We start from the raw sequence: 14,017 nt of genomic DNA, 5'->3' as shown, positions 1-14,017 counted from the left end.
CCGGTCGCAGCTGGTGGGGTTCGCCCACGAGACCGGGCGGATCGCCCCTGGTCGCGGGGAACGGAGGACGGCAATGGACGAGCTGGAGCGGATCGCCGCGGCCTTCCCGGACCTGACGTGGTCGAGGGCGCAGCGGATCACGGAGGGCTGGGACCACGTCGTCGTCGTCCTGGACGACGCCCTGGTGTTCCGCTTCCCGCAGGAGCCGCCCTACACGCAGGCGCTCGGCCGGGAGATCGCGGTCCTGGACCATCTCGCCGCGCGGGTGCCCGTGCGGATCCCGCGCTACGACCGGGTGGCGCCCGACGGCTCGTTCGCCGGGTACCCCCTGCTGCCGGGCCGCACCCTCACCCCCGGAGTCCTGGCCACCCTGGACGGGCGGGCGCGCGAGGCGGTCGTGGACCAGCTGGCCGGCTTCCTCTCGGCCCTGCACACCGCGCCGGTTCCCGGCACGCCGCTGGAGCTCGTGCCGCCCTCTTACCTGGCCGAGGACCAGCGCGACGTCCGCCGCGCGGCCGGCACGCACCTGCCTGCCGTGCTGGCCCCGGAGGAGCTCGGCGAGGTGGAGCGGATCCTCGCCGACGTCGACGCGCTCCTCACCGCGGACCTTCCCGCGGTGGTCGTCCACAACGACGTCTACAGCCGGCACCTGCTCTGGGACGACGCCGGGGCCCGGCTGGGCGTGATCGACTTCAGCGACATGTGCCTCGGCGACCCGGCCGTCGACTTCGCGGAGCTGCACGAGTACGGCGAGGCCTTCGTGCGCGCGGTGCACGAGCGCTACACGGGGCCCGCGGACCCCGGGCTCCTCGACCGCGCCTGGACCTACCAGTGCTGGATCGGGGTGTACATGCTCACCGACCACTTCGACGTCGGCAAGACCTCCTGGGAGACCGCCCGGGAGACCTTCGACCGCGTCCGGCGCTCCCGGTGAACCGGGCCCCGGGCCGACTCAGGCGGCGAGCGCGGAGCGGAGCACGGCATGGGCCCAGGCACCCGGCGGAATGGGTGTCGTGGTGCTGAGCTCCCGCGGATTCTCCGGCGTGAAGCCGCGCTGCCCCCGGGAGCCGACGTGGCCCGTGGGCGTGGTGACGACGATCGTCATGACGGGTGCTCCTCCGTCTCGAGCAGTCCGATGCACCCACCACGCTACGACCCCCACGCGCTCGGGCGCACCGGGTCACGAACACCTCCTGAGCCGCCGGTGGGTGGTCCGCGCGGCGGGCTCTCCCTAGGGTGGGGAGCACGGCCGGCACCACGCCGCCCAGTACCGAGGAACGACCATGACCTCCACCCCGTTCACGATCCGACCGGCGACGAGCGAGAGGTTCGACGACGTCGCCACCATCCTGGGGCCCCGCAACCCCGACTCGTCGGTCTGCTGGTGCCTCACCTACCGGCTCCCGTCCAAGGAGAACCGCGCGCTGGACGCCCGGCAACGGGCTCGCACGGCCCGGGAGCTCTGCGCCCGGCCGATCCCGCCGGGCGTCCTCGCCTACGACGACGCCGGGACGGTGGTCGGCTGGTGCGGTGTCGCCCCGCGGGCCGAGCTGCACGCCTTCACCCACGGGAGAACGATCCCGCACGTCGACGACCTCCCGGTCTGGTCCGTGTGGTGCTTCCGGGTGCGCGGCGGCCACCGGGGCCGGGGCGTGGCCCAGGCCCTGCTCGAGGGCGCCGTCGAGCACGCCCGCGGCCACGGCGCACCGGCCATCGAGGGCTACCCGGTGGACAACGAGGGTCGGAAGGTCGACACCACGATGGCCTACGTCGGCACCCGCGCCATGTTCGACCGCGCCGGTTTCAGCTGGGCCGCCGACACCACCTCGAGGCTCAACGGGTTCCCGCGCGTCCTGATGCGGCTGCCGCTGCGCTGAGCGGTGGGCGCGCGGTCAGGACGCGGGAACGGGACGGGGGCCGGCCGGGGTGCGTGCCGGAGAGAGGACGAGGCGGCGAGGGCTCACCCCGATCCACCGTGCGCCCTCCCCCATGTCGGCATCTGCCACGACGTCGAAACCCAAGGTGTCCCGGTAGAACGCCAGGGCCTCTTCCTGGTCCCCCACGTACAGCACCGCCGACGCCACGTTCGTGATCATGAGTTCCTCCCGTGCCGGCTCGTCACCATGGATGCGTGAGGCCGGTCGGCCTCACGCATCCATCATGACGGCCCGCTCACGTCGTGTCGTGAAGGACGCAGGATGTGAGAGTTCCCACTTGGGCTGTGCTTTCCCAGGTCAGTCCGGATAATGGGGAAGGCTGGCCCGAGCAACGTCGCGGGGATCAGCACCCCCTTCCCCGCAAGCGAAGCAGGCAGCATGACTCTGGAACGACCACGCACCGAGGCCCCCGCGCCCGACGACCATCCCCAGGCCGCAGCGCAGGCCGACGAGCAGGCCGAGAAGAAGAGCCCGGCCCTGAACATCCCCGGGCTGCTCGCCGGTGCCGCCACCGCCGCGACCATGTCCGTGCTCGGTGGCCACCTCAGCGTGGTCGGCACCGTCCTCGGCGCCGCCCTGACCAGCATCGTCTCGGGCATCGCGGTGGTCGTCTACTCCACCTCGCTCGAGAAGAGCCGCCGCGGCCTGAAGAAGGTGAAGACCACCGTGGCCCAGCGCGTGCTCGCGCGCCCGGGCCTGGACGCCTCCGAGTCGGAGGGCAGCACGGCCGTGGCCGAGAGCGGCCGCTGGGGCGCTCTGCGCCCCCGCCTGAAGCCCATCCTGATCAGCACCGGCGCCATCCTCGGCCTGGCGGTCACCGCGATCTTCGGCGTCCAGGCGCTCACCGGCACCGAACTGTCCGGCGGCACGGGCACGATCCAGCGCTCCGTGACCGGCAGCGAGTCCGTGGCCGTGCGCAGCGCTCCCACCCCCGCACCGGCCGAGGACCCGGCCGCGGGCACCGGCGAGGTCGCCCCCGCGGACGGCGCCGACCCGGCCGCCGAGGCCACCCCGGCCCCCGGTGCGGTCGCGCCGGACGAAGCCGCCCCCACGAGCGGGGCGGTGACCGGGGACGGCACCACGTCCGGCGAGGAGCTCCCGGACACGGGCAGCCAGCAGCTGGACAGCGGCGGGACCGACACCGGCCAGCCGGGCGCGGCCGCCGAGCAGGGCGTGACCGGCGCCGACGCCGGAGCGGTCCCCGCGGCACCGTAGGCGGGAGCACACACCTCGGGATCGGGGCGGGGACGTGGACACCACGTCCCCGCCCCTTCCTGTTCCGGCCCCTCCGGCCGGGTGCCGGCGACGCCATCTTTCGTCATGTTCGCTTCCCGCCCCTGACCAGGCCCGATGTTCGCGCGGCCGCCGTGAGGTCTGGACTTAAGTACCCAGACATATGCCCCGGACGGCACCTAACTTGGGCTCATCCGGCTGCGGCCGCAGACGGGTGGGAGACGACGAAGGGAATGACAGTGGCAGGGGTTCGAGAAGTTCGCGGAAATCAGGTGGCGCAGTGGCTGACGGCCGCGGCCGTCATGCTGTTCGTCGCCAACGGCGCCGTCCTGGCCCTGGGGTCCCAGGCCTACGGGTGGGCCACGCTGCTGTTCGCGGCCGCCGCGTACTTCGCGGTCTCCACCGGGCTCGTGGGACGCCCCCTGCGGCAGCACTGATCTCCCGGCGGAGCAGCCCACCGGCACGTCACTCGGTCCGAGCCGGCTCACCGTCAGCACGGCCGCCGTTCCGCGCGCGGAACGGCGGCCGTGTCGCGATGCGCGCGGACACCGGCGGCCCGGAGGGCCTCCGTCCGGCTGGTATCGTCCCTGTGGTCCACCCCACACTGCGCACCCAGCGAGGACCACCATGTCGCGCTCCCCTGCCCCGCGGACGATCTCCGCCGATGCAGAACCCGCCCTCTCCCCGACGACCACGCCCCCTGCCCAGGACCGCCCCACCGCGGGCCCCGCTCCCCGGAGGCGGCCGTCCGCGGTCGACACCGGCTGGATGCTCGGCCTGTTCGGCACCGCCATCGGCGCGGGCATCCTCTTCCTGCCGATCAACGCGGGCGCCGGCGGCCTGTGGCCCCTGCTCGTCGTCACGGTCCTCATCGGGCCGATGACCTACCTCTCCCACCGGGCCCTCGCACGCTTCGTGTGCGCCTCGCCGAAGCAGGGCGAGGACATCACGGTCGTGGCCCGCGACTACTTCGGGGAGGGCGCCGGACGGGTCATCACCGTGCTGTACTTCCTCGCGATCTACCCCATCGTCCTGATCTACGGGGTGGGCATCACCAACACGGTCGACAGCCTGATGGTCAACCAGCTGGGGCTGCCCCAGGTGCCCCGCGTGCTGCTCTCCGGGGCACTGATCGCCCTGATGATGCTGGTCATGGTCGCCGGTCAGCGCCTCATGCTCGCCGTGACCCGGTGGCTCGTCTACCCGCTGATCCTCGCCCTGCTGGGCGTGACGGTCTACCTCGTGCCCACCTGGCAGGTGGGCGACCTCGCCGCGGTGCCGTCCGCCGGCGAACTCACGCTGTCGGTCTGGCTGATCATCCCGGTGATGGTGTTCGCGTTCAACCACTCGCCGGCCATCTCCCAGTTCTCCCTGGCCATGCAGCGCGAGCACGGGGCGCGCGCGCCCGAGGCCGCGTCCCGGGTGCTCCGCCGCACCACGGTCCTGCTGGTGCTGTTCACCATGGCGTTCGTCTGGTCCTGCGTCCTGTCCCTGGGCACGAGCGGGCTGCAGGAGGCCCGTGAGGCCAATCTCCCGGTGCTCTCCCACCTGGCCAACGTGCACGGCAACCCCCTGATCGGCTACCTCGGCCCGATCGTGGCCATCGTGGCCATCGTCTCCTCGTTCTTCGGCCACTACCTCGGCGCCGCCGAGGGCGCGGCGGGCATCGTGCGCAGCATGCTGCCCGCGCGGGCCCGGCCGCCGCAGGAGCGGACGCTGCGCCGCGCGATCGCGGTGTTCATCTTCCTCACCACGTGGGCGGCCGCGGTGCTCAACCCGAGCATCCTGGCGCTGATCGAGTCCCTGGCCGGTCCCGTCATCGCCGTGATCCTCTACCTCATGCCGATGTACGCCGTGCGCCGGATCCCCGCCCTGGCGCCCTACCGCGGGCAGCTGTCGAACGTGTTCGTGACGGTCGCGGGGCTCGTGGCCATCAGCGGCATCCTCTTCGCCCTCGTGCGGTGAGCCCCCGGCCCCGGTGACGTCGGTGCTCAGCCCACGAGCGCGGCGGCTCCGGGGCCGGTGAGTTCCTCGGGACCGATCGGGCGCCCGGAGACCGCCAGCAGCAGCGCGAGGACGCCGCCGCGCACCTCCGGCCCGGTCCCGGCCTCGAGCTCGGCGTCGGTGGCCACGAGGCGCAACGCCGCCGCCCGCTCCCTGCCGCCGCCGAGCTTTCCGCTGGTCTTCAGCTGGTGACGGAGCGCTTCGACGACCGGCCCGGTCGGATACGCGCGGATGAGGGAGAGCGGGCGGCGGATGTCCTCCCCGTGCACGAAGGCCTCCACCAGCCGGGTGGCCGGCGGCGCCGGCGCGCTCGTCGTGCGGCCGCTCACCGCACGGAACGCGGCCAGCGTGTCCCGCGGATCCGCGCGGCGCTCCCGCGCGACTCCCCGGGCGTTGCAGCGGTCGAAGTCGAAGCCGGCGGCCGCGAGGCGGCGGAGGAAGCCCAGGCGCGTCGTCCTGGCGTCGTCGACGAGATGGGCCAGGACGTCGTGCACGTCCCAGCCCGGGCACAGCGAGGGAGTGGCCCACTGCCGCGCCGCCAGGTCCTCCAGGTCCCGGACGAGCGCCTGACGCTCGGCGTGGACCACGGGCCAGACCCCGGTCATCCTGCCGGCGCTCCGCCGAACCGGATCTCGCTGCCCTCCGGATCCCGGAACAGCGCCTCCCGCATCCCGGCCGGGCAGTCCTCCCACTCGGCGGTCTCGAGTCCCCGGTCCGCGATCCGGGCGACCCAGGACTCCAGCTCGTCGGCGTCGCCGACGAAGATCGCCAGGGCGCGCTCGTAGTCGCCGGCGGAGATGCCTGCGCACAGGTCCAGGGCCATGCCTCGAACGCTACCGGGGCGGGCACGTCCTGGGAACGTCCGGGCGTCGGTTCCGGTCGAGGACGCCGGCGGCCGGATCAGCGCTCCGTGATCTGCAGCTCCGGGGTGAGCCGCACCCACCCCTCGGGCGCCTCACCGGGCAGACCGGCCGGTGCGAAGTCCGCCTCGATCCCCAGCTGCCCGCTGGTGCCCACGCGTCCGCCCGGCGTGCAGCCGGCGATCCAGTTCTCGGGCGCGTCCGGGGCGTAGGTGATCAGGCAGTCGCCCTCCGCGCCGGCGACGACGTAGAACTCGGTGCCGTCGTGGGTGGCCAGCAGGCGAGAACTGTCCGCGTCCCACCCCCGGGCGCCGGCGTCGATCGAATCCGGCAGCACGTCGGCCTCGCCCTGCTCCCCGGAGTAGAGGTCGGCCGGCTCCTGGGCGCAGCCCGTGAGGCCGAGCGCAACGGCCGTCATCGCCATCGTGAACGTCCACGGCGTCCTCATCGGGCTGCCCTCCGCATCGTCGGTCCCGGCATCTGCTGCCCTCGACGCTCTCACACCGGCGCCCGGCACCCTGCCGTCCGAGGTCGTGTCGGGACCGGGAACCGGCGGCGACCGCCGTCGTCGTCGGCTGACGCACGTGCTCCTTCAGGAACGCGACCGCGCGCTCCCACGCCACGGCCGCGGCCTCGGGCCGGTGGTTCGGCCGGTTCCGGTCGTTGTGGAAGGCGTGCGGGGCGTCGTAGTAGTGGAACTCCACCACCGGCGCGGAGGACTCGCGGCGGATCTGCTCCTCCAGGGCCTCCGCCTTCTCCACCGGGTACGAGGTGTCCTCCCGGCCGTAGTGGCCCTGCACCGCCGCGCGCACCCCGTGGTACGCGTCCGGCACGCCCTGGCCGACTCCGTAGAACGGCACCGCGGCGCCGATCCGCTCGCCCTGGTCGGGGGCCAGGGCCACGAAGCCCTCGGCGGCGAGCCGGTCGGCCACGTCCCGGATGTGGTCGGTCAGCCCCCACCACTCCTGGATGACGAGCACGCCGGGACCCCGGCCGGCGGCCGGCAGCGCCAGGTAGCCGTGGGCCTGTCCCCCGGTCGAGGGGAAGGTGACGTTCTGGTGCGGGGTGGTCTCCACGGCGGTGCTCCTCCACGGCCGGGGCTGCGTCGGACCAGTGTGGGCAGGACTGTGGACAGGTGAGGTCCCGTCACAGGGCGCGTGGAGGGTGCTCCTCCGTGTTTGCTTTCGTACACTTCAGTACGGTCTGCACGACCGCCCGATCGAGCACAGAAGCCAGGAAGCATGCACCAGTCCGGTGGTACCGCGCCGCATCGGGGAACGTCGCCCCGGAGGCGCAGCATGGCGTGGCGGGCGACACCGGCCGTGGGCGTGGTGGTGCTGCTCATGCTCTGGTTCACGCCCGGGCTCCTCCAGGACCACGCGCTGCCGGTCATCCGCCCCTACCTCCCGAACGCGTCGGCGCCCCCGCCCGGCGTCGAGGCGGCCCCGGCGCCGCTCGGCACGCCCCCGGCGGCCGCGGACGCGGGCGGCTACCGCTTTCTGGACTCCCCGGACCCCGGGCAGCCGATGGTCGCCTACGACCCGTGCCGACCCGTGCACTACGTCGTGCGCCCGGACGGTGCCCCGCCGGGCGGGCAGCGGCTCATCGACGAGGCGGTCGCCGAGATCTCCGCGGCCACCGGCCTGCGCTTCGTCCCCGACGGGACGACGACGGAGGCGCCCGGGGAGCAGCGTGCGCCCTATCAGCCGGACCGGTACGGCCGGCAGTGGGCCCCCGTGCTCATCACGTGGTCCGACTCCACCGAGGTGCCGGACCTGGCCGGCAACGTGGTGGGCCTGGGTGGCAGCACGGCCCGGCAGGCGCCCGGGCGCCCGTTCGTCTACGTCACGGGTCAGATCGCCCTCGACGCCCCCGATCTGGCGGAGGTCCTGCAGCACCCCGACGGAGCCGCCCACGTCCGCGCGACCATCGCCCACGAGCTGGCGCACGTGGTGGGCCTCGCCCACGTCGACGACCCCGCGCACCTCATGCACCCGGGAGGCGGGGCGACGGCGCTCTCGGCCGGGGACCGGGCCGGCCTGGCGAAGCTGGGCGCCGGGGAGTGCGTGCCGCAGCTGTGACCCGGCCCGCGCAGCCCCGGCGGACCGCTCGCCACCCCGTGGACCCGCCCGGAACCGCAGGTCACAGCGCGATCGGTGAACGTCCGGCGCGGTGTCGTTCGCCGTCATGTTCCCCGGACGCCACCGCCCGGCCACGCGCCGGTCCTACGCTCGGCGCATGCGCAGAGTCCCAGCAGCCGCCGCGCTGGCCGCGGCCGTCCTCTTCACCTCCACGCCGGGGGCTGTCGCCCACAACGGCGATCCGGGCCGAGGGCCCGCCACCGCGCCCGTGCTCGAGCAGCGCGCCACCCTCTCCGCCGACCACCTCGCCGAGGGCCCGCCGTCCGGCGCGGCGGCCACGCCCGCCAACGGCCGCACCGGTCCCTTCGACGGCCAGGTGATCCCCGGCTTCTCCGCCGTGGTCGACAACGGCGACGGCACCTTCTGGGCCATGCCGGACAACGGCTTCGGCAATCAGGAGAACTCCGCCGACTTCCTGCTGCGGCTCTACCGCATCGCCCCGCAGTGGGAGACCGCCGAGGGCGGGGCCGGGGACATCGAGGTCCAGGACTTCGTGTCGCTGCGCGATCCGCACCACCGCATCCCCTTCCCCGTGGTGCACGAGGACACCGAGGAGCGGCTGCTGACCGGCAACGACTTCGACGTCGAGTCCGTGGTCCGCCAACCCGACGGCACCTTCTGGATCGGCGAGGAGTTCGGCCCCTTCCTGCTGCACGTGGACGCCGAGGGCGTGGTGCTCGAGGAGCCCGTCCCGCTGGCCGACGTCCGCGCCGGCGGCGGGGGCACGCTCGAGTCCCCGCAGAGCCCGTACCTCGAGGACGGGGCGCAGCCCGCCGTGGGCAGCAGCAAGGGCTTCGAGGCCATGGCGGGATCGAAGAACGGCCGCTACCTCTACCCGATCCTGGAGGGCGCCCTCGCCGACGACGACGACCCGCGCCGCCGGCTGGTCCTCGAGTTCGACACGAAGAAGCGGGAGTACACCGGCCGCACGTGGGACTACGAGACGGACACCAGCGCGAACCTCGTGGGCGACGCGTTCCTGACGGGTCAGAACCGGCTGCTGGTCCTCGAGCGCGACGACTTCGACGGCGCCGCGGCGGTCACCAAGCGCGTCTACGCCGTCGACCTCCGCCGCACGGACGACTCCGGACACCTCGAGAAGACACTGGTCGCCGATCTGCTGGACATCGACAACCCGGCCGGCATCGGCACCGGCACCTCCCCGGCCGGCTACGGCGTGGGCGAGCAGTTCTCCTTCCCCCAGCAGTCCGTCGAGGTGGTCCTGCAGCTGCGCGACGGCCGCCTGCTGATCGGCAACGACAACAACTATCCCGGCAACGACGCCCGCGTCCTCGGCACCCCGGACGACACCGAGCTCATCGTGCTGGACCGCGAGCGCCTCCGGCCCGGGGCCGGGACGGGCACCGAGGTGATCGGTCACCGCGGCGCCTCGGGCTACCGGCCCGAGCACACGCTGGCCTCCTACCAGCTGGCCATGACGCAGTGCGCCGACTTCATCGAGCCCGACCTCGTCCCCACCCGGGACGGCGAGCTCGTGGCCCGGCACGAGAACGAGATCGGCGGGACCACCGACGTCGAGGACCGCCCGGAGTTCGCCGAGCGGCGCACCACCAAGGTGATCGACGGCGTCGAGGTCACCGGCTGGTTCACCGAGGACTTCACGCTGGCCGAGCTGCGCACCCTGCGCGCGGAGGAGCGCATCCCGGAGCTGCGACCGGGCAACACGGCCTTCGACGGCCTCTACCCGGTGCCGACCTTCGAGGAGGTCGTGGACCTGGCCCGCCACTCGCGCACGTGCGACGGCGAACCCATGGGGATCGCGCCCGAGCTCAAGCACCCCACGTACTTCGACTCGATCGGCCTGTCCCTGGAGGAGAAGGCGGTCGAGGTGCTCGAGGCCAACGGCTACGGCGACGAGGGAGACCCGGTCGTCCTGCAGAGCTTCGAGACCGCCAACCTGCGCGAGCTGGACGGAATGACCGACGTGCCCCTCGCCCAGCTGGTCAACTGCACGGGCGCGCCGTTCGACCTCGCCGCCGCCGGCGACCCGCGCACCTACGCGGACCTCACCACGGCGGAGGGCCTGGAGGAGATCGCGTCCTACGCCGACGTCCTCGGCGCCTGCAAGGACGTCATGATCCCGCGGGAGGCCGACGGCACCCTCGGCGAGCCGACGGCCGTCATCGCCGACGCCCACGCCGCGGGCCTGGAGGTCCACGGCTGGACCTTCCGGGCGGAGAACTTCTTCCTGCCGGCCGAGCACCGATCGAGCGCCGATCCCCGGGAGCACGGCGATCTGGCCGGTGAGATCAGGGCCTTCGTCGAGGCGGGCATGGACGGGTTCTTCTCCGACCACCCGGACCTCGCGGTCGCGGCGGTGGAAGACCAGTCCTGACGACAGCCCGGAGGACGGGCCCCAGGGCCGCCCGGCCGGACCGGGCGGCCCCTGGGCGGCCCGTCCCGTCAGCGGCTGCGCTCGCCCTCGTCGTCGTCGGCAGACCCTGTTCGCCACCGGGAGACCCCGACGAGGACCGAGGCCGTCGCCGTGACCGCCACCGCGAGCACCGCGATCCAGACCGCCACGGACCCGTAGCCGCCGGCCGACGCCATCGGGTCCAGGAACGGGTACGGGTACCACCAGGGGTTGCCGGTGCCCTCGTCCAGCACGAACGGCGCACGCACCAGCGTGTAGACCGCCCACAGCACCGGATAGACCACGATCCACCCGACCGCCCGCCACCGGACCGGTCTCCGCCCCGGGGCGAGCAGCCAGTCCACCAGCGCCCAGACCGGGACGACCGTGTGCAGGATCTCGTCGGCCCACGGCTGCTCCAGGCCCGGCTCCAGCGGGAGCCCGCGCAGCAGCGCGTTGTAGACCACCCCGGTGGTGACCGTGTACGTCGTCGCCGCGGCGCGCAGTGCACCGAGCCATCCCGGCTCGGTGCCCTGCCGGGCGAGCAGGAACCACGCCCCGAGCGCGAACACCACGGCGTGGAACAGAGCGGTCTGCATCGTGAAGTAGCTGAAGAAGTTGGCGACGTCGACCGCGATGGCCTGGTCCCCGCGATCGCTCCAGAAGCGCAGCGAGACCCGCAGCTGCGCGGCCACGGCCGTGACCAGGGCCAGGCCCATCAGCACGCGGGCCACGGCGAAGAACCGTCTCATGTCCGCCCACCTCCGGTGCCGCAATCTACCCTGCCTGCTGACCTGCGAGAATAGGACCCCCGACACCACCGGCCGGAGCGGAGGGAACACCGTGCGCAGGACCGCAGCGCCGCAGGCCCGTGCCCGGCGGGCGGCGCTCGTCCCCCTCGTGGTCGCCCTGGGTGTCCTGGCCGGGTGCACCCCGCCGGCCCCGGAGGGCTCCTCCCCCGCCGCGCGAGCGCTCGCCGCTCTGCCGTTCGAGGACGCCGGCGCCGGCGAGGACTACGACCGGCGCGCCCAGTTCGGGGAATGGGCCGATCCCGACGGCAACGGCTGCGACGCCCGCAACGACATCCTGGCCCGGGACCTGACCGGTGACGTCGTCGACGACGACGGGTGCACGGTCCTCTCCGGGACTCTCGAGGACCCCTACACGGGGCGGACGATCGCGTTCGAGCGCGGACCGCTGACCTCCTCCGACGTGCAGATCGACCACGTGGTGGCGCTGAAGAACGCGTGGATCTCGGGGGCCGACCGGCTCGGCCCGGACGAGCGCACGGCCCTGGCCAACGACCCCCTGAACCTGCGGGCCGTGGACGGGCCGACCAACGGGGAGAAGTCCGCCTCCGACGCCGCCGAGTGGCTGCCGCCGGACGAGTCCTTCCGGTGCGAGTACGTGGCCACCCAGATCGCGGTCAAGGCCCGCTACGAGCTCTTCGTGACGGCTCCCGAGCGGGACGCCATGGCGGAGGTGCTGGCCGGGTGCCCGGACCAGTTCCTGCCCCGCGACGTCCCGCCCGCCGGAGACGCCGCCGCCGCGGGACCCTTCCCCATGGGGCCCTCGGCCACGGAAACCTCGGCCACGGAAACCTCGGCCACGGACGAGGTCTACTACGCGGACTGCGCCGCCGTGCGCGCGGCCGGCGCGGCCCCCCTGCGCTCGGACCAGCCCGGCTACCGCCCGGCGCTGGACCGGGGCGGGACCGAGGGCCTGGCCTGCGAGTGACAGCAGGTGCCGAGATGCGAGGGCCCCGAAGGGCTCGCCGGCCTGGCACCGAACAGCGGACGCGAAGGCTGAGACCCGTTCAGGTCTGCCTGCATCTCCTGGTAACGCCGCGATGACACGGACGAACCACGCACCACGCCGGATCGTCCTTCCACAGGCAACAACACCTGAATCACTGCATTCTGATGCGCCTCGCGTGTCGTGCTTCCGGTGTTGGAGGCCACGTCGATGAATCCGACAGCTGTGATGGTGGGAAGTCATGACCTGGGTGCCCCATCAGGTGGCCCATCAGGAACAGCTCGCACCTTCCTCCTCCGTTCGGCACGGCCGGCGCTCTCGCAACGAGGAGGGGCTCTGCCAGCGAGGCACCGAAAACACCTCGCTCACCACGCTCGAGATGCAGGCGTCCATAAGAAACAGATATCAGTACACGGTGATCATGTCTTCGTTCTGCGCCCAAAACAGGGCGCTGGCCTCGAGTGATGTTCCATACTGAAGTTTCCACATATGACGCACGCCATGTCCTCGGGGGAACTCCATGTCAGCTTCTGGGTCCGATCACCATGCTCACTCGCCGGGAGGCATCTCCCGCCGCCGCGCCCTCGGTCTGGCCTCCGCCCTCGGGCTGACGCCGTTGGCGGTCACCGCCTGCGCCCCGGGCAGCGCAGCCTCTTCCACCGGCGGAAGCGCCACAGCCTCGGCGACCTCGACCGCTCCCGGCCGCGCTGCGGGCCGGGACCCGCTGACCACCGACGCACGGAACCGGATCGTGCTGCTGGGCACCAGCGGCGGACCGCCCTGGTGGAACGACTCCCACCGCGAAGGCGTCGCCTCCGCGGTCGTGGCCGGGGACAAGTACTACCTCGTCGACGCCGGCGACGGGGTGGGCAAACAGATCAAGAAAGCCAGGCTGGGCACCTGGGACAAGGACATGCGCGGCCCCCTGGACGCCCTCGAGGCCGTGTTCCTCACCCACCTGCACTCGGACCACATCTCCGATCTCTACAACATCTTCGGCACCGGCCTGCAGAACGGCGTGACCGTGCCCGACCGGGTGCTGCAGGTCTTCGGCCCGGGCAACCGCGGGGCCCTGCCGGTCAACTACAAGGGCGAGCAGATCCCCGCAGACCAGGTGGTCAATCCGGCCAACCCGACTCCGGGCACCCGGGAGACGATCGAGGCGATGATGAAGACCTTCGCCACGGACTTCAACGACCGGATCATCGACTCCGGCTACCCCCCGCCCCGGGAGTTCTTCGTCGGCCGGGACATCGCTCTGCCGACCGAGCTGACCGATGACCCCAATGGGGATCCGCACCCGCGGATGCGCCCGATCGAGGTCTACGAGGACGACCGGGTCAAGGTCACCGCGACCCTCGTCCAGCACGCCCCGGTGTTCCCGGCCTTCGCCTACCGCTTCGACACCGACACCGGCTCCGTGACCTTCTCCGGGGACACCAGCCCGAGTGAGAACCTGGTGGAGCTGGCGAGGGGCTCGGACGTCCTCGTGCACGAGGCGATCGCCGAGGAGTGGGTCGGCCAGCATCACCCCGCCCCACGCGACGCGAACTCCGAGGCCGAGTACCAGCACCTGATCGGAGCGCACACCACCATCGAGGACGTCGGAGGGGTGGCCGAACGCGCCGGGGTGAAGACCCTGGTGCTCAATCACCTCGTGCCCGGCAACTGGCCGGTCGAGAAGTGGGAGAAGGCCGGCGAGAACTTCTCCGG

General features: G+C 72.8%; 15 protein-coding genes and 1 pseudogene. 9 read left to right on the top strand and 7 right to left on the bottom strand.

Translation table 11 applies throughout. The features are described from left to right. Positions 1 to 73: 73 nt before the first annotated feature. Positions 74 to 934, top strand: a complete 861-nt coding sequence (locus ACH9D2_RS11350) for a phosphotransferase (protein ID WP_396362931.1) — start codon at positions 74 to 76, stop codon at positions 932 to 934. A gap of 18 nt (positions 935 to 952) precedes the next feature. Here the strand turns inward: ACH9D2_RS11350 and ACH9D2_RS11345 are convergent, their stop codons facing one another. Continuing rightward, on the bottom strand, positions 953 to 1,105 hold the full coding sequence (locus tag ACH9D2_RS11345; protein WP_396362930.1) for a hypothetical protein: 153 nt from the start codon (positions 1,103 to 1,105) through the stop codon (positions 953 to 955). A 178-nt stretch (positions 1,106 to 1,283) separates the two neighbouring features. Here ACH9D2_RS11345 and ACH9D2_RS11340 point away from each other — a divergent pair, with 178 nt between their 5' ends. Beyond that, positions 1,284 to 1,877 carry a GNAT family N-acetyltransferase gene (locus ACH9D2_RS11340; RefSeq protein ID WP_396362929.1) on the top strand — a complete coding sequence of 198 codons (594 nt, stop codon included), beginning with the start codon at positions 1,284 to 1,286 and terminating at the stop codon, positions 1,875 to 1,877. A 15-nt stretch (positions 1,878 to 1,892) separates the two neighbouring features. Here the strand turns inward: ACH9D2_RS11340 and ACH9D2_RS11335 are convergent, their stop codons facing one another. Continuing rightward, positions 1,893 to 2,096, bottom strand: coding sequence for a VOC family protein (locus ACH9D2_RS11335; protein WP_396362928.1), 204 nt, complete (start codon positions 2,094 to 2,096; stop codon positions 1,893 to 1,895). A 219-nt stretch (positions 2,097 to 2,315) separates the two neighbouring features. On the opposite strand from ACH9D2_RS11335, the gene ACH9D2_RS11330 reads away from it, so the two are divergent. The 3 genes from ACH9D2_RS11330 to ACH9D2_RS11320 all read left to right on the top strand — a co-directional run bounded on the left by ACH9D2_RS11330 (position 2,316) and on the right by ACH9D2_RS11320 (position 5,135). Next, on the top strand, positions 2,316 to 3,152 hold the full coding sequence (locus ACH9D2_RS11330) for a hypothetical protein (RefSeq protein WP_396362927.1): 837 nt from the start codon (positions 2,316 to 2,318) through the stop codon (positions 3,150 to 3,152). A gap of 290 nt (positions 3,153 to 3,442) precedes the next feature. Then, positions 3,443 to 3,607, top strand: a complete 165-nt coding sequence (locus ACH9D2_RS11325; RefSeq protein ID WP_396362926.1) for a hypothetical protein — start codon at positions 3,443 to 3,445, stop codon at positions 3,605 to 3,607. A 190-nt stretch (positions 3,608 to 3,797) separates the two neighbouring features. Beyond that, positions 3,798 to 5,135 carry an SLC5/6 family protein gene (locus ACH9D2_RS11320; protein WP_396362925.1) on the top strand — a complete coding sequence of 446 codons (1,338 nt, stop codon included), beginning with the start codon at positions 3,798 to 3,800 and terminating at the stop codon, positions 5,133 to 5,135. A gap of 26 nt (positions 5,136 to 5,161) precedes the next feature. Here the strand turns inward: ACH9D2_RS11320 and ACH9D2_RS11315 are convergent, their stop codons facing one another. The 4 genes and pseudogenes from ACH9D2_RS11315 to ACH9D2_RS11300 form a co-directional block, all read right to left on the bottom strand. Continuing rightward, positions 5,162 to 5,779: a maleylpyruvate isomerase family mycothiol-dependent enzyme gene (locus tag ACH9D2_RS11315; protein ID WP_396362924.1), complete on the bottom strand. Its 618-nt coding sequence runs from the start codon at positions 5,777 to 5,779 to the stop codon at positions 5,162 to 5,164. Continuing rightward, positions 5,776 to 5,997, bottom strand: coding sequence for a VOC family protein (locus ACH9D2_RS11310; protein ID WP_396362923.1), 222 nt, complete (start codon positions 5,995 to 5,997; stop codon positions 5,776 to 5,778). The genes ACH9D2_RS11315 and ACH9D2_RS11310 overlap by 4 nt, the downstream gene beginning before the upstream one ends. A 77-nt stretch (positions 5,998 to 6,074) precedes the next feature. Continuing rightward, the gene (locus tag ACH9D2_RS11305; RefSeq protein ID WP_396362952.1) at positions 6,075 to 6,452 is read right to left on the bottom strand and encodes a hypothetical protein; all 378 of its coding nucleotides are present in this window, start codon (positions 6,450 to 6,452) and stop codon (positions 6,075 to 6,077) included. Between the two features lie 160 nt (positions 6,453 to 6,612). Next, positions 6,613 to 7,110, bottom strand: a pseudogene (locus ACH9D2_RS11300) (dienelactone hydrolase family protein); the annotation flags it as partial. A gap of 222 nt (positions 7,111 to 7,332) precedes the next feature. On the opposite strand from ACH9D2_RS11300, the gene ACH9D2_RS11295 reads away from it, so the two are divergent. Both ACH9D2_RS11295 and ACH9D2_RS11290 read left to right on the top strand, forming a co-directional pair. Further along, positions 7,333 to 8,115: a M10 family metallopeptidase domain-containing protein gene (locus tag ACH9D2_RS11295; protein WP_396362921.1), complete on the top strand. Its 783-nt coding sequence runs from the start codon at positions 7,333 to 7,335 to the stop codon at positions 8,113 to 8,115. Positions 8,116 to 8,272: 157 nt separating this feature from the next. Further along, positions 8,273 to 10,531: an esterase-like activity of phytase family protein gene (locus tag ACH9D2_RS11290; protein WP_396362920.1), complete on the top strand. Its 2,259-nt coding sequence runs from the start codon at positions 8,273 to 8,275 to the stop codon at positions 10,529 to 10,531. A gap of 68 nt (positions 10,532 to 10,599) precedes the next feature. On the opposite strand, the gene ACH9D2_RS11285 is transcribed toward ACH9D2_RS11290, so the two are convergent. Next, positions 10,600 to 11,301: a Pr6Pr family membrane protein gene (locus ACH9D2_RS11285; protein ID WP_396362919.1), complete on the bottom strand. Its 702-nt coding sequence runs from the start codon at positions 11,299 to 11,301 to the stop codon at positions 10,600 to 10,602. Between the two features lie 91 nt (positions 11,302 to 11,392). On the opposite strand from ACH9D2_RS11285, the gene ACH9D2_RS11280 reads away from it, so the two are divergent. Together ACH9D2_RS11280 and ACH9D2_RS11275 are read left to right on the top strand one after the other, a co-directional pair. Next, positions 11,393 to 12,286 (top strand): GmrSD restriction endonuclease domain-containing protein, encoded by an 894-nt coding sequence (locus tag ACH9D2_RS11280; protein WP_396362918.1) that lies wholly within the window; start codon positions 11,393 to 11,395, stop codon positions 12,284 to 12,286. Between the two features lie 538 nt (positions 12,287 to 12,824). Further along, positions 12,825 to 14,017 (top strand): MBL fold metallo-hydrolase (locus ACH9D2_RS11275; RefSeq protein ID WP_396362917.1); only part of this gene is annotated, 1,193 nt, incomplete at its 3' end.

The sequence above is a fragment of the Kocuria rhizosphaericola genome (genome assembly GCF_044462205.1).
In the GTDB taxonomy this organism is placed as follows: domain Bacteria; phylum Actinomycetota; class Actinomycetes; order Actinomycetales; family Micrococcaceae; genus Kocuria; species Kocuria rhizosphaericola.
The sequence above is the reverse complement of the archived record's forward strand: the minus strand, read 5'-3'. Positions and strand labels throughout refer to the sequence as shown.